General features: G+C 70.0%; 19 protein-coding genes. 6 read left to right on the forward strand and 13 right to left on the reverse strand.

Annotated elements, in window-relative coordinates; all coding sequences use genetic code 11:
* Positions 1–7 precede the first annotated feature (7 nt).
* On the forward strand, positions 8–700 hold the full coding sequence (locus ABDJ85_RS04870; RefSeq protein WP_347703611.1) for an aspartate/glutamate racemase family protein: 693 nt from the start codon (positions 8–10) through the stop codon (positions 698–700).
* Here the strand turns inward: ABDJ85_RS04870 and ABDJ85_RS04875 are convergent.
* Both ABDJ85_RS04875 and ABDJ85_RS04880 read right to left on the reverse strand, forming a co-directional pair.
* On the reverse strand, positions 697–1671 hold the full coding sequence (locus ABDJ85_RS04875) for an alpha/beta hydrolase (RefSeq protein WP_347703612.1): 975 nt from the start codon (positions 1669–1671) through the stop codon (positions 697–699). The genes ABDJ85_RS04870 and ABDJ85_RS04875 overlap by 4 nt on opposite strands.
* A gap of 33 nt (positions 1672–1704) precedes the next feature.
* Positions 1705–2433, reverse strand: coding sequence for a DUF4386 family protein (locus ABDJ85_RS04880; RefSeq protein WP_347703613.1), 729 nt, complete (start codon positions 2431–2433; stop codon positions 1705–1707).
* A 160-nt stretch (positions 2434–2593) separates the two neighbouring features.
* Here ABDJ85_RS04880 and ABDJ85_RS04885 point away from each other — a divergent pair, with 160 nt between their 5' ends.
* Both ABDJ85_RS04885 and ABDJ85_RS04890 read left to right on the forward strand, forming a co-directional pair.
* A complete protein-coding gene (locus tag ABDJ85_RS04885) occupies positions 2594–3616 on the forward strand; it encodes an AraC family transcriptional regulator (protein WP_347703614.1) in 1023 nt (340 codons plus the stop codon).
* A gap of 85 nt (positions 3617–3701) precedes the next feature.
* Entirely contained in the window at positions 3702–4910 is a 1209-nt protein-coding gene (locus ABDJ85_RS04890) for an MFS transporter (protein ID WP_347703615.1), read from the forward strand.
* A 44-nt stretch (positions 4911–4954) separates the two neighbouring features.
* On the opposite strand, the gene ABDJ85_RS04895 is transcribed toward ABDJ85_RS04890, so the two are convergent.
* Complete coding sequence (locus ABDJ85_RS04895) at positions 4955–5245, reverse strand: ASCH domain-containing protein (RefSeq protein WP_347703616.1); 291 nt, start codon at positions 5243–5245, stop codon at positions 4955–4957.
* A gap of 16 nt (positions 5246–5261) precedes the next feature.
* On the reverse strand, positions 5262–5654 hold the full coding sequence (locus ABDJ85_RS04900; protein WP_347703829.1) for a VOC family protein: 393 nt from the start codon (positions 5652–5654) through the stop codon (positions 5262–5264).
* Between the two features lie 268 nt (positions 5655–5922).
* Between ABDJ85_RS04900 and ABDJ85_RS04905 the strand changes: the two genes are divergently transcribed.
* From ABDJ85_RS04905 to ABDJ85_RS04915, 3 genes are all read left to right on the forward strand, one after another.
* Complete coding sequence (locus tag ABDJ85_RS04905) at positions 5923–6543, forward strand: HD domain-containing protein (RefSeq protein WP_347703617.1); 621 nt, start codon at positions 5923–5925, stop codon at positions 6541–6543.
* Positions 6544–6566: 23 nt separating this feature from the next.
* Entirely contained in the window at positions 6567–7025 is a 459-nt protein-coding gene (locus ABDJ85_RS04910; protein WP_347703618.1) for a hypothetical protein, read from the forward strand.
* 110 nt (positions 7026–7135) lie between these two features.
* Entirely contained in the window at positions 7136–7630 is a 495-nt protein-coding gene (locus ABDJ85_RS04915; RefSeq protein WP_347703619.1) for a hypothetical protein, read from the forward strand.
* A gap of 166 nt (positions 7631–7796) precedes the next feature.
* On the opposite strand, the gene ABDJ85_RS04920 is transcribed toward ABDJ85_RS04915, so the two are convergent.
* The 9 genes from ABDJ85_RS04920 to ABDJ85_RS04960 form a co-directional block, all read right to left on the reverse strand.
* Entirely contained in the window at positions 7797–8819 is a 1023-nt protein-coding gene (locus tag ABDJ85_RS04920; RefSeq protein ID WP_347703620.1) for an aldo/keto reductase, read from the reverse strand.
* Between the two features lie 155 nt (positions 8820–8974).
* A complete protein-coding gene (gene bioB / locus ABDJ85_RS04925; RefSeq protein ID WP_430765517.1) occupies positions 8975–9934 on the reverse strand; it encodes a biotin synthase BioB in 960 nt (319 codons plus the stop codon).
* Positions 9935–9969: 35 nt separating this feature from the next.
* Complete coding sequence (gene bioD / locus ABDJ85_RS04930) at positions 9970–10668, reverse strand: dethiobiotin synthase (RefSeq protein WP_347703622.1); 699 nt, start codon at positions 10666–10668, stop codon at positions 9970–9972.
* Positions 10665–11831, reverse strand: coding sequence for an 8-amino-7-oxononanoate synthase (locus tag ABDJ85_RS04935; protein WP_347703623.1), 1167 nt, complete (start codon positions 11829–11831; stop codon positions 10665–10667). Before ABDJ85_RS04935 ends, bioD begins: the two co-directional genes overlap by 4 nt.
* Positions 11824–13143, reverse strand: a complete 1320-nt coding sequence (gene bioA / locus ABDJ85_RS04940; RefSeq protein ID WP_347703624.1) for an adenosylmethionine--8-amino-7-oxononanoate transaminase — start codon at positions 13141–13143, stop codon at positions 11824–11826. The genes ABDJ85_RS04935 and bioA overlap by 8 nt, the downstream gene beginning before the upstream one ends.
* A 10-nt stretch (positions 13144–13153) precedes the next feature.
* Positions 13154–13933: an enoyl-CoA hydratase/isomerase family protein gene (locus ABDJ85_RS04945; protein ID WP_347703625.1), complete on the reverse strand. Its 780-nt coding sequence runs from the start codon at positions 13931–13933 to the stop codon at positions 13154–13156.
* 47 nt (positions 13934–13980) lie between these two features.
* Positions 13981–14805, reverse strand: a complete 825-nt coding sequence (locus ABDJ85_RS04950; RefSeq protein ID WP_347703626.1) for a dienelactone hydrolase family protein — start codon at positions 14803–14805, stop codon at positions 13981–13983.
* On the reverse strand, positions 14802–15347 hold the full coding sequence (locus tag ABDJ85_RS04955) for a GNAT family N-acetyltransferase (protein ID WP_347703627.1): 546 nt from the start codon (positions 15345–15347) through the stop codon (positions 14802–14804). Before ABDJ85_RS04955 ends, ABDJ85_RS04950 begins: the two co-directional genes overlap by 4 nt.
* Positions 15348–15350: 3 nt before the next feature.
* Positions 15351–16973, reverse strand: a complete 1623-nt coding sequence (locus tag ABDJ85_RS04960) for a carboxyl transferase domain-containing protein (RefSeq protein ID WP_347703628.1) — start codon at positions 16971–16973, stop codon at positions 15351–15353.
* Between the last annotated feature and the right edge of the window lie 208 nt (positions 16974–17181).

A 17181-nucleotide genomic window follows, 5' to 3' on the forward strand; every position in this document is an offset into this window, starting at 1 on the left:
GCGACGCATGAAAACCATCGGCCTGATCGGCGGCATGAGCTGGGAGTCGACGGTGCCGTACTACCGGCAGATCAACGAGACGGTCAAACAGCGGCTGGGTGGCCTGCATTCGGCTCGGTTGGTGCTCTACAGCGTGGACTTTGCGGAGATCGAGCGCTTGCAGCGCGCGGGCGATTGGGACACCGCAGGCACCGTGCTCGCCGGTGCCGCGCGGGCACTGGTGGCGGCGGGGGCGGACTTGCTTGTGCTGTGCACGAACACCATGCACAAGGTGGCGGGCGCCATCGAGGCCGCGGTGCCTGTCCCGCTCTTGCACATTGCCGACCCGACCGGTGCCGACATCACGCGCGCCGGGCACACGGTGGTGGGCTTGCTGGGCACGCGGTTCACGATGGAGCAAGACTTCTACCGCGACCGACTGCGCCACAAACACGGGCTCACGGTGCTGGTGCCCGAGGCAAGCGACCGCGACACCGTGCACCGGATCATTTACGAGGAGCTGTGCCTGGGCATCGTGAAGCCCGAGTCGCGCGAGGCCTACCGCCGTGTCATGCAGGCCCTGGTGGCACAGGGCGCGCAGGCCATCATCCTGGGGTGCACCGAGATCTCCTTGCTCGTCGGCCCGCAGGACGCCGAGGTGCCGCTCTTCGACACCACGGCCATCCATGCCCGCGCGGCGGCGGAGGCTGCGTTGCCTTAGACCCCCGGCTGACACAGCGCCCCATGCAGCGCCTCGAACGCGGCGGGGCTGACGTACCAATCCGAATGGCCGACGCCGGGCACCAGGCGCACCTGGATCTTCGGGTTGAGCGGGGCGATGGCGGCGGGGTAGTGGGCGGCGTTGAACAGCTCGTCGTGGTCGCCGATCAGCAGCGTGGTGGGGCGCCGCACGGCGCGCACGTCGGCGGCCCAGTCGCGGTGCGGGCGGAAGTTGCGTTGCAGCCGGAAGGAGTAGCTCGCGGTGCGCGTGGTGTCGCCCGGCGGCGTGGCAAAGGCGATCACGGGCAGGTGCTCCCAAAAGCGCAGGCCCAGGTTGTGCAGGATGGTCAGCCCCACCAGGCGGGGGAGGAAGGGCACCGCCCAGCCGCCCACCCGGGGCCGCGCCAGCGGCGGGGCGTGGTGGATCATGGGCGCTGCCAGCACATAGCCGTCGAACAACTCGCCCCGTGGGCTTGCCGCCATGCGCAGCGAGAAGCCGCCGCCGCTGGAATGCCCGAGCAGCAGCAGCGGGCCGCTAACCTCGCCCAGGCCGCGCAGGTGGCGAACGAGGTCGTCCAGGTCGTCCTCCAACTGGCCTTCGTAGGCGATGTCGCCCCGCAGGTGGCCGCTGCTGCCGTGGCCGCGCACATCGATGGCATGGCACTGCGTGCCTTGTGTGGCCAGGTGCTGGGCCAGCGCGTGCATGGAGCGGGAGTCGCCCGTGGAGCCATGCACCAGGATGGCGGTGCGCTGTGCTGCGGCAGCCGGGTAGCTGCGCCAGGCCAGGGGGGCGCCATCGCGGGCGCGCAGGGTGCGCAGCGGCGGAGGCTCCCAGTGCAGGCCCTCGAAGGCGTGGTTGACGGCCGCCAGCGGCGGCGGCGGGCGGCGCTTGCCAAAGGCCGCCAGGGCCAGGGCGACGAGGACGGTGCCGCCCAGGCCGGTGGCCAGGGCCCAGATCAGAGCGTGCAACATGGGGTGGGTTTCCGTGGGGATGGTTGCAGGGGTTCAGGCGGCAGCCTGGGGGCGGTGCCGCCACAGGGCCAGGCCCAGCAGCAGCATCCACAGCGGCAGCACGTTGTTGTTCAGCATGGCGACCGTGTCCAGCCCAGGCCAGGCATTGCGCAGCATGGCCACGCTGCCCAGCAGGCTGGCCGCCACGCCGGCCCGCAGCAGCCAGCGCGCCGCGGCCGTGGGGCCCGAGGCCCGGCGCAGCACCCAGGCAGCCACCAGGAAGAAGGCGTTGAGGAAGAGTTCGCCCAGGAACTCGCCAATGAAGTTGCCGAGGTAGCTGTTGGAGGCGCGGAACAGGGCCGTGATGGCCTCGCGGGCGGGTGGGGCCGACTCGGCATAGGCCCGCGCCAGCTCCCAGTGCAGGCTGGGCCAGCGCAGCAAGCCGACCATCATGCTCACGGCGCTCAGCACCGCCAGCACGACCGCCACCCGCGCGGCCACCTGCACGGTCTGCGGTGCCGCCTGGCGTCCGGCTGCGTACACGCCGAAGGCCGTGGGCAAGAGCAGCAGCGGCACCAGGCCGTAGACCACCCAGACCGCGCGGCCCGTGCTGCCCAGCGCCAGCAGGCGCGGCAGCACCTCGGCGGCCGGTTGGTCGAGCACGCCGGGGTAGCCAAAGGCCTTGGCCAGGTAGACAAAGACGGCCGCAAACAGCAGCGTGGCCGTGATGAGGGCGGCGCCGCCGAGGCGAGTTGCGGTGCGGGATGTGTGGTCGGTCGTCATTCGATTCACCCTAGACTGTGTGGAGGCCATCGCTTGCCGACGGCGTGCCCGCACTGTGCGTGGCGCCGGCCCGCGCGGCCATGACGCCAGGCGCCAGGCGCTTGACTGCAGACGCCAGACTTGCCCCCCACCTCGTCACCCCTGCCGGAGCCCTGCCACCGTGACCGAAGCCACGATCGCGACCACGCTGCTCATCGACTTCGTCGCCTTTCTGGGGCGCCGGGGCCTGGGTGCCGACACTGTCTGCGCCGCGGCCGGCATCGACCCGCGCTGGCTGGACGAGCCCAATTCGCGCCTGCCGGCCTCGGCCATGGAGCGGCTCTGGGCGGCCGGCGAGCGCCTGACCGGCGACCCCGACCTCGGCCTACACAGCGCCGAGTCCTACAACCCCGGCGCGCTCAGCATCGTGGGCTATGTGATCCTCAGTTGCCGCACGGCGGGCGATGCGCTGGACCGCCTGGCCCGCTATGCGCCGCTGTTGAACGAGGGCCTGCACGTGCATGTCGACCACGCGGGCGACCTGACCACCTGCCGCTTCGGCGCGGCCGAGGGCGTACAGAGCTTTCTGCATCACAGCCCGCGCCAGGCCATCGAGACCCTGGCCGCCGGCATCGTGCTCACGCTCAAGCGCCTGGCCAACCAGCAGTCAGAGCCGCCCGAGCCGGTGTCGGTCGGCTTTTGCCACGCCGCCCCGGCCGACACCACCGAGCACCGCCGCCTGCTGGGCCCGGCGCTGCGCTTTGACCAGGCCGAGAACAGCGTGGTCTACCAGCGCACGGCGCTGGCGGCCGGCATGCTGTCGGCCGACCCGGCACTGCTGGAAGTGTTTGAGGGCGACGCGCGGCGGCGCCTGGAGCTGCTCAAGGCGCGCGGCGCCGTCAGCGGCCGGGTTCAGAGCCTGCTGGGCGCACGGCTGCGCGGCGAGGTGCCCAGCCTGGCCAGCATCGCCGCCGAGCTGGCCATGAGCGAGCGCTCCGTGCAGCGCAGCCTCAGCGAGGAGAGCACCTCCTACCGCGAGATCGTCGACGAGGTGCGCAAGGGCCTGGCGCTCAGCCACCTGTCGCGCCCCGGCAGCACCGCCACCGACGTCGCCTTCCTGCTCGGCTTCTCCGAGCCCAGCGCCTTCACGCGCGCCTTCCGGCGCTGGACGGGCGCTTCGCCCTCGCAATACAAGCTGGCCTGAGCGCCCCCAGGCGAGCCGCGCTGTCGATCGGGCGGGGGCTGCTTCGTCGTCAGGCAGATGCGCGCTGCGCTGAAAGGGACCCGTCGTGAACGCCTTCTTCTCCACCCACTACCGCTGGGTCATCGTCGCCGCTGGGGGGGTGCTCGGCTGCGTGGCCATTGGCGGCCTGTTTGCGCTGCCCGTGCTGCTGCGCCCCATCGCGCAGGACACTGGCTGGTCCACCACGGGCATCTCCACCGCCATGACCCTGGCCTTTCTGGCCATGGCGCTGGGCAGCGTGGCCTGGGGCAGTTTGTCGGACCGCATCGGTGCGCGGCCCGTGGTCTTGATCGGGGCGGTGCTGCTGGCCGCCGGCCTGGGGCTCGCCAGTGTGGCGCCGTCGCTGCTGGTGTTTCAGCTGTGCTTTGGGGCGGTGGTGGGCTTCAGCGCCTCGGCCATCTTTGCGCCCTTGATGGCCTGCGTCACCGGCTGGTTCGACACCCACCGCAGCCTGGCGGTATCGCTCGTCTCGGCCGGCATGGGCATGGCGCCCATGACCATGTCGCCCCTGGTGGCCTGGTTGGTGCAAGGGCACGACTGGCGTAGCACGCTGCAGATCGTGGCCGCCGTCGTGGCGGCGCTGATGGTGCCGGCCGCGCTGCTTATTCGACGGCCGCCTCAGCTGCAGCAAACGGCCTCGGCCGATGCTGCGGCGGCCGCGCCCGCATCGGCGGGCCAGGTGCTGCGCTCGCCGCCCTTTCTCATCCTCACCTTGATGAGCTTCTTGAGCTGCGCCACGCACTCGGGCCCGATCTTTCACACGGTCAGCTATGCCGTCACCTGCGGCATCCCGCTGATGGTGGCCGTGTCCATCTACAGCCTCGAAGGCGTGTCAGGCATGGTGGGTCGCCTCGTGTTCGGCCTGCTGGGCGACCGCTTCGGCGCCGCCCGCGTCCTCACGCTCGCGCTGCTGGCCCAGGCCGTCGTCGCCCTCGGCTACGCGGCCGCGCGCGAGCTGGGCAGCTTTTACGCCGTGGCCGCGCTCTTCGGCTTCACCTACGCGGGCGTGATGCCGCTCTTCGCCGTCATCGCGCGCGAGAACTTTCCGCTGCACCTGATGGGCACCGTCATCGGCGGCACCGCCACCGCCAGCAGCCTCGGCATGGCCCTCGGGCCCGTGGCCGGCGGCCTGATCTACGACAGCTTCAGCAGCTACGTCGGGCTCTTTGTGGCCGCGTTTGCGCTGGGGCTGGGAGCCTTTTTGGCGGCGGTCGCGTTTGGGCGGTTGCCCAAGGGGCGGGCGATGGCGGGGTAAGGCTGGCAGTCGGAGCGGGTCCACGTGGGGCGCCGTGGTGGGCGTCAAAGCGCCGCAGCAACGGGTTCGTAGCTGAAGCGGATGAAGTAGACCTTGCGCCCGCTGCCGTGTCGCGCCGTCTGCAGCAGGTCGGCCAGGCTGCGGAAGCCGGAGTCCCGGGCGAGAGAGTCAGAGATGTCGTCCCAGCCGATCTCGCGGATGGCGGTGACGACGACCCAGCCCTCGCCCATCCAGTAGCGGCCTCCGGCCTTGACGCGCGGTGCCTGCCAGATGCGGATGCTGGTGGTGATGTCGCCGCGCTTGACGCCCTCGCGCAGCCGCTGGGTGAACTGCATGGCCGCTCAGCCCTTGTCAGCCCTGGCCCGCCGCTGCAACGCGCGAAGCGATGTTCCACACATGGTGGGCGGGGTCCATGATGCGGCCGACACGGTCGCCCCAGAACTGGTCGGCGGCGGGCATCAGCAGGGTGGCGCCGCTCGCCAGGGCCCGGGCGATGGTCGCGTCCACGTCGTCGCAGTACAGGTAGTTGACGACCGGCGAGCTCCCGTCCGGCAGTGGCGGGCGGCTGCCGAGATGGGGCGAGTCGTCATGCACCATGAACAGCGACTGATGGATCAACAGCGTCGCGTGGATCACGTGCCCGTCCGGCGCGCTGCGGCGGCTTTGCTCGGTGGCACCGAACACCGTCTTGCAAAACTCGATTTCTTGCGCCGCGTCCTGGCAGACGAGCATGGGCACGATCATCCTGAGCACTTGGGCCTCCTTGGGGTCAGTGTGCCTGATGCCTCGACGGCGATGCAGGCCGACCTCGACGTGCCCCGACGCCGCCCTGTTCGCGCCATACCGCCTCCGGACGTCTAAGCGCAACGTGTGATCTCCGGCCCGTTGGTTGGCTACAGTGACGCTCCGCTGAAAGAGTCCACCATGCGCGTCATCACCGCCGAAGCCAGGTTACGTCTGAGCAGCAACCCGGCCGCCTCATCGGGCAAGGCCTTGCGGGGGCAGTAGCGGCATGGGTGGCAACGCGTTTGACTTTCAGTCCGCCTGGTCGCACGCCTGGCAGGCCCTCGGTGCTTCAGTGCCTGCAGGCCTGATGGAGCAACTGCTCGCCCGCTATGCCGAGCCGCATCGGCGCTATCACTCGCAGCAGCATTTGCACGAATGTCTGGCGCATCTGGCGCCCGCACTGCACTTGGCAGAGCACCCGGGCGAGGTCGAGATTGCGCTGTGGTTCCACGATGCGATCTATGAGCTGAAGGCGCAGGACAACGAAGCGCAGAGCGCGCAGTGGGCAGCGCGTTCGTTGGCGGCGGCAGGGCTGGCGCCCGACGTGTGTGAACGCGTGGTGGCGCTGGTGATGGCGACACGGCATGCGGCGTTGCCACCCTCGGGCGACGCGCAGTTGCTGGTGGACGTGGACCTCGCCATCCTCGGTGCGGCGCCAGAGCGCTTTGCCGAGTACGAGCGGCAGATCCGCGAGGAGTACGCCTGGGTGCCGGGCTGGATCTTCCGGCGCAAGCGGCGTGCGGTACTGCGGCAGTTCCTGGCGCGTGACCCGATCTATGGCACGGCCCACTTTCGGGAGCGGCTGGAGACAGCCGCGCGGCGAAATCTGGCGCAGGCGGTGCGCTGAGCTTCCCCTAAGCTTCGCCCGCCATGCGCCCTTCACGCCAGTCACTGCTGCTCACCCTTGCGCTGCCCCTGCTGCTGGGTGCCTGCGCCACGCCCGGGCAGAGCACGACGGAGCTGCGCCCCTTCACCACCGACGGCTGCAGCCTCTTCCCAGACCGCTCGGCGGACGGCAGCAAAGACTGGCGCGCCTGCTGCGTCACGCATGACCACCGCTACTGGCGCGGTGGACCGTCGGTGCTGCGCCTCAAGGCCGACGAAGAACTGCGCGCCTGCGTCGCCCAGACCACCGGCGACACCGGCCTGGCCCGCGTCATGTATGCGGGCGTGCGCATCGGCGGCTCGGCCTACTGGCCGACCTCCTTCCGCTGGGCCTATGGCTGGGGCTATGGGCGCTTCTACACGCCGTTGACGGAAGGCGAGCAGAGAGAGGCGGATCGGTTGGAGGGGGATGTTGCGCCGGCGCCTGCCGCGTTGACGCCTTGATAGGCAGAGCGCCCTGGGCGCAAGTCACAGCAGCGTATGAAGGCGGTGACTTGTTTGGGCGGTCGTTAACAATCGACAGACAACAAGTGAGGCATTCAGAAATACCGCCCATGCGTCAGACGCCATTTCATTTTCTCGGCCGGTTCGTTGTCACGTTTCAGCGGCTGGAATCGTCGCTGAATGCGATCTTGGTCTCACTTTCATGCGCGCCAGATGAAGCCGCACGAATCATGTTCAACGAACTGAGCTTTGCGCAGCGACTCAAAACTGCAAGCACGCTCATGGGTTGGTTTGTCACGCAAAACCCGCGCTTTCCGGACTTGCTGCGACAGGAATTCGATGAATACATCGTTGCGCTTCAGAAGGCCGCCGAGCGCCGCAATGAACTTGTTCATTCGAATTTCACACACCTTCCAACCATTGGGGTTGACCTCGGATTGGTGCGGGAGAAGTCAAGACTCAGACCGTCGAAAGGTGAGCGGGAGATTGATGAAGAAGAACTTCTTGAGGAGATGCTTGAGAAGGAGACCCAGGCACTGATGAATCTAGAGACGGAGCTTCGACGCTTCGAAGGCTGGATCGCACATTGGCGGAAGCATGCCTAATCAGTCGATCGAGCCGACTCGGGCCAGCAGGCCGCCACTCGGCCCAGACTCGACATTGAGCGCCACCCACTGAGCTTGGGTCCATCGGCGCCGTCGCCAGCGCTATATCGCGTTGCGACGCACTGCTGCCCAGCCTCAAGGCAGCCAACGGTTGCTCGCCCTCAACTCACAACGCGCACGCAGCCTCAATCGCCCCCAACTCCGCCTCACTCAGCGCCGGCGCCCGCGCCGCCGCAATCGCCTCGTCAACTTGCGAAGGCCGGCTGGCGCCGATGAGCACGGAGCAGACCGCAGGGCGTTGCATCAGCCAGCGCACCGCCATGCCGGCCAGGGGCTGGCCGCGCTCTTGGGCGATGAGCTGCAGGGCGCGGACGCGCTGGAGCACGGTGTCAGTGATCATCTCGGGCTTGAGGAAGGTGCCGGCCTTGGAGGCGCGGGAGCCTTCGGGGATCTTGCCGTCGAGGTAGCGGTCGGTGAGCATGCCCTGGGCCAGGGGCGAGAAGGGGATGCAGCCGATGCCTTCATCGACGAGGGCGTCGAGCAAACCGTTCTCGGGGCCACGGTCGAAGAGGTTGTAGCGCGGCTGGTGGATGACGCAGGGCGTGCCGAGCTGGCGCAGCAGGCTGGCTGCGTGGCGCAGCAGCGGGGCGGGGTAGTTGGACAGGCCCACATACAGCGCGCGGCCGCTGCGCACGATGGCGTCGAGCGCGCCCATGGTCTCTTCGAGCGGGGTGCTGGGGTCGGGGCGGTGGTGATAGAAGATGTCCACGCGGTCGAGCTGCAGGCGCTTGAGGCTCTGGTCGAGGCTGGTGAACAAATACTTGCGGCTGCCGCCGTCGCCGTGCGGCTCGGGGCCCATCTGGTAGCCGGCCTTGGTGCTGATGATGAGTTCATCGCGCAGGCCCGCGAGGTCCTGCTTCAAGACCTTGCCGAGCAGGGTCTCGGCGGACCCGGGCGGGGGGCCGTAGTTGTTGGCCAGGTCGAGGTGGATGATGCCTTGATCGATGGCGCGGCGCAGCACGCGGCGGGCCATGGCTTCGTCGTCACCACCGCCAAAGTTGTGCCACAGGCCCAGGGCGATATTGCCGAGCTTGAGGCCGCTGCGGCCGCTGTGCGGGTAGCGCTGGCGGGTGAAGCGGGCGGGGTCGGCTTGCCAGTGGGGGCGGTCAACGTCGGGCAGTGTGCTCATGGTCTGGGCAGCGCAAAGTGCGTGAAGGCTGGCGCGCAAGGGCGGGGCCGCGAGTGTGCCCCGGAACGCCCTGGCAGCGGTTTCAAGTGGATTTCAGCGGGCCGAACGCCCGGGCTGGGTCGCCCCACTCCGTGCCTTTGGCAACGGCGAGCGTCTTAGGCCTTTTGAACCGCTTCTGCGGTCATGCCCAGACGTGCAAGCAGCGCCCGGTCAGCGTCGGCCTGCGGGTTGCCGGTGGTGAGCAAGCGGTCGCCATAGAAGATGCTGTTGGCACCGGCATAGAAGCACATCGCCTGCAGCGCCTCGTCCATGGCCTCACGGCCGGCGGAGAGCCGTACTTGCGACTTGGGCATGGTGATGCGCGCCACGGCGATGGTGCGGACGAACTCGAAGGGGTCGAGCTTCTCGACCTGGCCGAGCGGCGTGCCCTCGATGGCGATCAGGTTGTTGATGGGCACCGAGTCGGGCGCGGGGTTGAGGTTGGCGAGCTGGGCGATCAGGCCGGCGCGTTGGGTGCGGTTCTCGCCCAGGCCGATGATGCCGCCGCTGCAGACCTTCATGCCGGCGTCGCGCACACGGTCCAGGGTGTCGAGGCGGTCCTGGTAGGTGCGGGTGGTGATGATCTCGCCGTAGAACTCGGGCGAGGTGTCGAGGTTGTGGTTGTAGTAGTCGAGCCCGGCCTCGCGCAGCTGGCCGGCTTGCTCGCCCGTCAGCATGCCGGCGGTGACGCAGGTCTCCATGCCCAGCGCCTTGACCTCGCGCACCATGTCGCTCAGCTGCTCCATGTGGCGGTCCTTGGGCGAGCGCCAGGCGGCACCCATGCAAAAGCGCGTGGCGCCGCTGTCCTTGGCGGCCTTGGCGGCGTCGATCACGTCGCGCAGGGCCATCAGCTTGTCGGCCTGCAGGCCAGTCTCGTAGTGGCTGGACTGCGAGCAGTACTTGCAGTCTTCCTCGCAGCCGCCGGTCTTGATGGACAGCAGGGTCGAGAGCTGCACGCGGTTGGCGTCGTGGTGCTCGCGGTGCACGGTGGCGGCGCGGTGCAGCAGGTCCATGAAGGGCAGGTCGAAGAGGCCCTCGATCTCGGCGACGCTCCACTGGCCCTCGTGGGTCTTCATCGGGCGGTGCAGATGGACAGTCTGGACGGGAGCGTTCATGGCGAAGTCATCAATCGTTGCAGCGCGGCGGCGTCCAGGTGGGCGGCCACCGCAGCGGGGGAAGGGCTCTCAAGCCGGGGCACGGCCGCCAGCCGGGGGGCGGGCAGCAGCGCGTCGAGCGTGGCGAGATTTTCGCTGTGTTGCAGCATCTGGCCATCCACCGTGTTGGCCACCCAGCCAGCAAGGCGTAAGCCGCGTGCGGCAACAGCCTCCGCCGTGAGCAGCGCATGGTTGATGCAGCCCAGGCGCAGGCCGACGACGAGGATCACGGGCAGGGCGAGGTCAGTGGCTAAGTCAGCCGTGTCCCAGCCGTCGCAGATGGGGACGCGGAAGCCGCCCACGCCTTCGACGAGGCCGAACTGCAGGCGCGGCAGCACGGCGCGCAGCGGCGCGAGCACGGCCTCGCGCGTAAGCGTCACGCCCTCCAGCCGTGCGGCCAGATGCGGCGCGCAGGGTGTGCGCAATTGCAGCGGCCCGACCTCGGACTCCAGCAACCCAGCGTTCTGCACCGCATGCAGCTGGGCCACGTCTTCGTTGACCCAGCGCCCCTCGCGCAGCTCCTGCCCGGCCGCAATCGGCTTGAGCGCGGCGGCGGTGAGGCCTTGCTGAACGGCAGCGTGCACGAGCGCCGCCGAGACCGTGGTCTTGCCGATCTCGGTGTCCGTGCCGGTGAGGAAGAAGTGGTGGCGGCTCATGCAGCCAGGGCGCTCAGGAGTTGGTCGACGTCTTCGGCCGTGTGGTCCGCGCACAGCGTGATGCGCAGCCGCGCGGTGCCGGCGGCCACGGTGGGCGGGCGGATGGCGGGGACGCGCAGGCCGGCGGCCTCTAACCCGGCTGCCACCTGCATCGCAGCGTCGTTGGCGCCGATGACGACGGGTTGGATGGGGGTGTCGCTGGCCGGCAGGGTCCAGCCGCGCGTGGCGCAGAGCGGCGCGAGGCCAGTGCGCAACTGCTGCTGCAGGGCCTGGAGCTGGGCACGGCGCGCGTCGCCCTCGGGGCCTTCGATGAGGTCGAAGGCGGTGAGCAGGGCGTGCGACAGCGCGGGGGGCGCGGCCGTGGTGAAGATGAAGGGCCGGGCCATCTGGATCAGCCATTCGATGACGGTGGGGTGCGCGGCTACCAGGGCGCCTGCCACGCCGGCGGCCTTGCCGAGCGTGGCCATCCAGACCAGGCGCTCGCTGCGCAAACCAAAGTGCGCCAGCGAGCCATGGCCGCGCGGGCCCAGCACGCCAAAGCCGTGGGCGTCGTCCACCAGCAGCAGGGCCTTGTGCTGCTCGGCGAGCTGCAGCAGGGCGGGCAGCGGGGCGAGGTGGCCGTCCATGCTGAAGACGGCGTCGGTGACGATGAGCTTGTGCGGCGCGGTGCTGGCCGCTAGCTGGGCGCGCAGCTCATCGAGGCTGCCGTAGAGCTGCTTGCTGGCGCGCGAGAGGCGCACGCCGTCGATCAGGCTGGCGTGGTTGAGGCGCTCCGAAAAGATCTCGGCGCCCTCGATGCCGAGGGCAGACACCATGGCGAGGTTGGCCATGTAGCCGGTGCCAAAGCTTAAAGAGCGCGCGCCAGGAATGTGCGGCGCGGCCCAGGCGGCGAAGCGGTCTTCGAGCTCGCGGTGGGGCGTGGAGTGGCCGCTGATCAGAGCCGAGCCACCGGAGCCGGCGCCGTAGCGGGCGGCACCTTCTTGCAGCGCGGCGATGACGGCGGGGTGGTCGGCCAGGCCCAGGTAGTCGTTGCTGCAAAAGAGCAGGCGCGGCACGCCATCGACGGTCTGGCGTGGGGCGGTGGGGGTGGCAGCCTCGCGGCGGCGGCGGGTCAGGTGGGCGGCGTCGCGTGCGGCGAGCTGGCGGGCGAGGTGGTCAAGCATCGGGGGAAGAACGCAGGGTGTCCGTCAGCGTGTCACGCACCGCAGCAGCCAGCCAGGTGGCGGTGACCTCGTCGATCAAATAGGGCGGCATCAGGTAGACGGTGGTTCCGATGGGGCGGATCAAGAGCTGACGCTCGCGCGCCGCGAGGTGGAAGCGCTCGCTGAAACGCTCGCCGCCGCTTGGCACATCAAAGGCCAGCACCGTGCCCACCTGGCGCAGGGCCTGCACGCGCGGGTCATCGGCCAGCGGGGCGAAGGCGGCGCGCAGCAGGGTGGACTGGCGGGCCAGATCCTGCAGCAGGTCGGTGTCGCGGAAGCGGCGCAGCACCTCGCAGGCGGCGGCGCAGGCAATCGGGTTGCCGGTGTAGGAGTGCGAGTGCAGGAAGCCGCGCGCCACTTCATCACTCAGGAAGGCCTTGAAAACGGCGTTGGTGGTGAGCACGACCGAGAGCGGTAGCGTGCCGCCGGTGATGCCCTTGGACAGCAGGATGAAGTCGGGCCAGAGCGGCCCGGTCAGCGGCAGCGCGGGCTGCACATGCTCCCAGGCAAAGAAGCGGCCGGTGCGGCCACAGCCGACCGCGATTTCGTCGGCGATGAGGTGGGCCTTGTACTCGGTGCACAGCCGCCGCAGCGCCGAGAGCTGGGCGGGCGCGTGCATGCGCATGCCGCTGGCGCCTTGGATCAAGGGCTCGACGATCACGGCCGCGCAGCGCCCGCCAAGCGTACGCAGCAGTGCTTCGATGGCCTCGATGCTGCCGGCCTCGTGCAGCGCGGGCGCCAGGTGCGTGGCGCGCAGCAGGGGCGCATAGGCGTCGCGGAAGACGGGCACGTCGGTCACTGACAGCGCGCCCAGGGTCTCACCGTGGTAGCCGCCGCGCAGCGCGATGAATTCGCACTTCTCGGGCTGGCCGAGGTTGCGCCAATGGTGGGCGCTCATCTTGAGCGCGATCTCGGTGGCGCTGGCGCCGTCGCTGCCAAAGAAGGCGTGGCCCAGGTGGCCGCCGGTCAGGGCCGAGAGCCCTTCGGCCAGCTCGACAGCCGGTGGGTGGGTGCAGCCGGCCAGCATCACATGCGGCAGCGTGGCGGCCTGCTGGGCAATGGCGCGTTGCAGGCCGACGTCGCTGTGGCCGAAGAGGTTGACCCACCAGGAGCTGGTGGCGTCGAAGTAGCGCTGGCCCTCGGCGTCGATCAGCCAGGGCCCCTCGCCGCGCACGATGGGCAGGGGCGGCACGGCGTCGAGCCGCGCCATCTGCGTACAGGGGTGCCAGATCGCCGCGCGGCTGCGCGCGGCCAGGTCTGCGTTGGAGGTCATCGGGGTTGCGTCAGCGCCAGGGCGGCGGGGTCTTGTTCAGGAAGCTCGCCACACCGGCGCGGCCTTCGTCGGAGGCGCGGATGTCGGCGATGCGGCGTGCGGTGTCGTCGCGCAGCAGCGGCGTGATCTCTTGGCCGGCCACGTCCTGCACCAGGCGCTTGCAGGCGCGCACGGCGGCGGGGCCGTTGGCGCAGAGCAGCGCAGCGAGTTCATCGACGCGGGCATCGAGCTGGTCTGCTGTCACCACTTCATGCACCAGGCCCAGCCGGTGAGCCTCGGCGGCACTGAAGCGCTCGGCCGTGGTGAAGTAGCGCCGCGCCGCGCGCTCGCCCATCGCACGCACCACATAGGGCGCGATGGTGCCGGGCAGCAGACCAAGCTTGGCCTCGCTCAGGCAAAAGCCGGCGGTGTCTGCCGCCACGGCGATGTCCGCGCAGGCCACCAGGCCCACGCCGCCCGCATAGGCGTCGCCCTGGATGCGCGCGATGACGGGCACCGGGCAGCGGTCGATGACCCAGAACATCTCGGCCAGGCGGCTGGCGTCGGCATGGTTCTCGTCCCACGAGAAGGCGGCCATGGCTTGCATCCAGCGCAGGTCCGCCCCGGCGCAGAAGGCCGGGCCGTCGGCAGCCAGCACCACGGCGCGCAAGCCCGGCGCGGCGGCGATCTGCGCGAAGGCTGCCGTCAGCTCGGCGATCAGCACCTCGTTGAAGGCATTGCGCACCTCGGGGCGTGCCAGGGTGATGCGGGCAACCGGGCCTTGGGTGTCGAGGGTCAGGCAGGTGGGCATGGGACGGCATTGTCGGCGCGCGCCCGCGCCGGTGGGGCAGCGCGCGGTCAGGGCGCTGGGGTGGCGGGCAGCAGGTGCGCCTTCAGGAAAGCCTCCAGCCGCAAGATCGAGGCAGGGTCGCCGGCCTTGCCCGAGCCGCGCGGCACCGGCCCGTTGCCATCAAAGCCGTGGATGGCGCCTGGGTAGACCTCGACCTCCACCGGCAATCCCTTGCGCTGCCAGCGGGCCGCCAGCTGTTCGCAGGGCTCGGGCGGCGTCAAGTCGTCGGCGCCGCCCAGCAGCATCAGCAGGGCGCCGGTGTGGGTGGGTTGCCCGCCGCGCGAGGGGCTGCAGCCGGGGTAGAACAGGGCGACGGCTGCGAGCGGCGGCGGGGCGGGCGGCCAGCGCGAGTCGATGACCATCAAGGCCGTGCTGGCGCCATTGCTCCAGCCCAGCAGCCCGATGCGCTCAGGGTCCACGTCGGGCCGGGCGCGCAGCCAGGCCAGGGCTTCGAGCACGTCGAGACGCCGGTCGGCGACATACACGCTGCGCGAGGCGTTGAGCTCCTCGCACAGCGACCCCAGGCCCCGCGAGCCAAAGCTGTCGGGCAGCAGCACGTGCAGGCCCAACTGGTTCAGCCGCTCGGCATAGTTGCCGAAGCGGGGGTCAAAGCTGTGGCCGTCCTTGCGGAACAGGCCCCCGCAGCCGTGCAAGGCCACGATGGCGGGCCGCCGGGCGCTGTCGGCTGGCACCCAGTAGAGCGAGAGCGCGGGCCGGCGTGCGGTGGCGGGCAGTTGCAGCCACTCGGGGTCGGCGGTGCAGGGCAGGGCGACGAGGCAGGCCAGCGCGGCAAGCAGTGAGCGGCAGCGATGTCGCACGCGGCGTGGCGTCACGGCGCCGCCTCGGCAGACAGCGACTTGAGCATCAACACGCTGGCGTAGGTCTTGCCGTGCCATTGCACCTCGCCCACGGGCGCATAGCCGCGGCGCGCATAGCGCTGCTGCAGTGCCAGGGCGGGCTTGGCGGTGTCGAGGGCGATGCGGGCATGGCCCTGGCTGCGGGCCCAGGCCTCGGCGGCGTCCAGCAAGCGCTCGCCGACGCCTTGGTTGCGGCAATCAGGGTGGACCGCCAGCTGCGAGAGGATGGCGGTACCTGGGGTCGTGTAAAGCGGCGGGGGCGGGTCGGCGATGTAGGTCTCGCCGGCCGGCTTGGGGCCACGCACGGCGACGGTGCCGACCAAGCGGCCACCAGACTCGGCGACAAAGGCCTGGGCGCCCGCCAGCCGGCTGCGCGTGACCTCGACCGACTGGTCCACGGCCGTGAAGTTCCAGCCCTGCGCGGCCAGGCTGGCATAGGCCGCATGCAGCAGCTGCGTGAGCGCCTCAAGGCTGTCGGTGGGGTTCAGTGTGCGGATATGAGGGCGGACGAGGGGCATGGCCTACATGCGGAACACGCCGAACTTGGTCTCGGGGATGGGCGCATTCAGCGCCGCGCTCAGCCCCAGCGCCAGCACGCGGCGTGTGTCGGCGGGGTCGATGAGGCCGTCGTCCCAGAGGCGGGCGGTGGCGTAGTAGGCGTGGCCTTGCTGCTCGTACTGCGCGCGGATGGGGGCCTTGAAGGCGACCTCGTCTTCAGCGCTCCAGCTGCCGCCCATGGCCTCGATGCCATCGCGCTTGACGGTGGCCAGCACGCTGGCAGCTTGCTCGCCGCCCATCACGCTGATGCGGGCGTTGGGCCACATCCACAAGAAGCGCGGCGAGTAGGCGCGGCCGCACATGCCGTAGTTGCCGGCGCCAAAGCTGCCGCCGATGACGACGGTGAGCTTCGGCACCGCCGCGCAGGCCACGGCCGTGACCATCTTGGCGCCAGCGCGGGCGATGCCCTCGTTCTCGTAGCGCTGGCCCACCATGAAGCCCGTGATGTTCTGCAGGAAGACCAGCGGGATCTTGCGCTGGCAGCAGAGCTCGATGAAGTGCGCGCCCTTCTCGGCGCTCTCGGCGAACAGGATGCCGTTGTTGGCCACGAAGCCGACGGGCATGCCCTCCAGGTGCGCAAAGCCGCAGACGAGGGTGGCGCCATAGCGGGCCTTGAACTCGTCGAACTCGCTGCCGTCCACCAGCCGGGCGATGACCTCGCGCACGTCAAACGGCTGGCGCGCGGTGGCGCCGTGTTCATCGAGCGGCACGATGCCGCGCAGCTCGGCCGCGTCATAGGCTGGCGCACGCGCGGGCTGCAGGGCCAGCGGCTGGGGCTTGATGCGGTTGAGTTTGGAGACGCTCTGCCGCGCGATGGCCAGCGCGTGGGCGTCGTCGTTGGCCAGGTGGTCGGCCACGCCCGAGAGCCGGGTGTGCACGTCGCCGCCGCCCAGGTCCTCGGCGCTCACCACTTCGCCCGTGGCCGCCTTCACCAGCGGCGGGCCGGCCAGGAAGATGGTGCCTTGGTTCTTGACGATGATGGTCTCGTCGCTCATCGCGGGCACGTAGGCGCCGCCGGCCGTACAGGAGCCCATCACCACGGCGATCTGCGGGATGCCGGCCGCGCTCAGGGTGGCCTGGTTGTAGAAGATGCGGCCGAAGTGGTCGCGGTCAGGGAAGACCTCGTCCTGGTTGGGCAGGTTGGCGCCGCCGCTGTCCACGAGGTAGAGGCAGGGCAGCTGGTTCTGCGCCGCGATCTCCTGGGCGCGCAGGTGCTTCTTGACGGTGATGGGGTAGTAGGTGCCGCCCTTGACGGTGGCGTCGTTGCAGACGATCACGCACTCCACGCCCGCAATGCGGCCGATGCCGGCGATCACGCCGCCGCCGGGGGCGGCATCGTCATAAAGGCCGAGGCCAGCCAGGGGGGCGATTTCGAGGAAGGGCGTGCCCGGGTCCAGCAGGCGCTCCACGCGCTCGCGCGGCAGCAGCTTGCCGCGCGCCAGGTGCTTGGCGCGGGCGGCCTCGCCGCCGCCCAGGGCCACGGTGGCCAGGCGTGCTTGCAGGTCGTCCAGCAGGCGCTGCATGGCGGCGGCGTTGGCCTTGAAGGCGGCGGACTGGGGCTGGAGCTGGCTCAGGAGCTGGGGCATGCGCGCTGTCCGTCAAAGGTGGCGTCAAACAAAGGTGGGGCCGGTCGGGATGATGCCTGGATCTGGGGCTCGAAGTTAGAGCCAGAATCGGCCGAGCGATGTTGAGATCTAGAGCAGGCGAGGTGGTTGGGATGTTGTTGTCGTGCGGAACAAAAGCCGGGGGCGTGCCCCGTTGGGCTGGGCAACTTGCGCTGGCATGGGCCCTAGC

Source organism: Roseateles paludis (genome assembly GCF_039872745.1).
GTDB classification, from domain to species: Bacteria; Pseudomonadota; Gammaproteobacteria; order Burkholderiales; family Burkholderiaceae_C; genus Pelomonas; species Pelomonas paludis.

What these genes read in the sequence shown, in the direction of transcription:
- ABDJ85_RS04870 (WP_347703611.1), top strand. Translation starts at nt 8, where the DNA reads ATGAAAACCATCGGCCTGATCGGCGGCATGAGCTGGGAGTCGACGGTG.
- ABDJ85_RS04875 (WP_347703612.1), bottom strand. Translation starts at nt 1,671, where the DNA reads ATGTTGCACGCTCTGATCTGGGCCCTGGCCACCGGCCTGGGCGGCACC.
- ABDJ85_RS04880 (WP_347703613.1), bottom strand. Translation starts at nt 2,433, where the DNA reads ATGACGACCGACCACACATCCCGCACCGCAACTCGCCTCGGCGGCGCC.
- ABDJ85_RS04895 (WP_347703616.1), bottom strand. Translation starts at nt 5,245, where the DNA reads ATGCAGTTCACCCAGCGGCTGCGCGAGGGCGTCAAGCGCGGCGACATC.
- ABDJ85_RS04900 (WP_347703829.1), bottom strand. Translation starts at nt 5,654, where the DNA reads ATGATCGTGCCCATGCTCGTCTGCCAGGACGCGGCGCAAGAAATCGAG.
- ABDJ85_RS04905 (WP_347703617.1), top strand. Translation starts at nt 5,923, where the DNA reads ATGGGTGGCAACGCGTTTGACTTTCAGTCCGCCTGGTCGCACGCCTGG.
- ABDJ85_RS04910 (WP_347703618.1), top strand. Translation starts at nt 6,567, where the DNA reads ATGCGCCCTTCACGCCAGTCACTGCTGCTCACCCTTGCGCTGCCCCTG.
- ABDJ85_RS04915 (WP_347703619.1), top strand. Translation starts at nt 7,136, where the DNA reads ATGCGTCAGACGCCATTTCATTTTCTCGGCCGGTTCGTTGTCACGTTT.
- ABDJ85_RS04920 (WP_347703620.1), bottom strand. Translation starts at nt 8,819, where the DNA reads ATGAGCACACTGCCCGACGTTGACCGCCCCCACTGGCAAGCCGACCCC.
- bioB (WP_430765517.1), bottom strand. Translation starts at nt 9,934, where the DNA reads ATGAAGACCCACGAGGGCCAGTGGAGCGTCGCCGAGATCGAGGGCCTC.
- bioD (WP_347703622.1), bottom strand. Translation starts at nt 10,668, where the DNA reads ATGAGCCGCCACCACTTCTTCCTCACCGGCACGGACACCGAGATCGGC.
- ABDJ85_RS04935 (WP_347703623.1), bottom strand. Translation starts at nt 11,831, where the DNA reads ATGCTTGACCACCTCGCCCGCCAGCTCGCCGCACGCGACGCCGCCCAC.
- bioA (WP_347703624.1), bottom strand. Translation starts at nt 13,143, where the DNA reads ATGACCTCCAACGCAGACCTGGCCGCGCGCAGCCGCGCGGCGATCTGG.
- ABDJ85_RS04945 (WP_347703625.1), bottom strand. Translation starts at nt 13,933, where the DNA reads ATGCCCACCTGCCTGACCCTCGACACCCAAGGCCCGGTTGCCCGCATC.
- ABDJ85_RS04955 (WP_347703627.1), bottom strand. Translation starts at nt 15,347, where the DNA reads ATGCCCCTCGTCCGCCCTCATATCCGCACACTGAACCCCACCGACAGC.
- ABDJ85_RS04960 (WP_347703628.1), bottom strand. Translation starts at nt 16,973, where the DNA reads ATGCCCCAGCTCCTGAGCCAGCTCCAGCCCCAGTCCGCCGCCTTCAAG.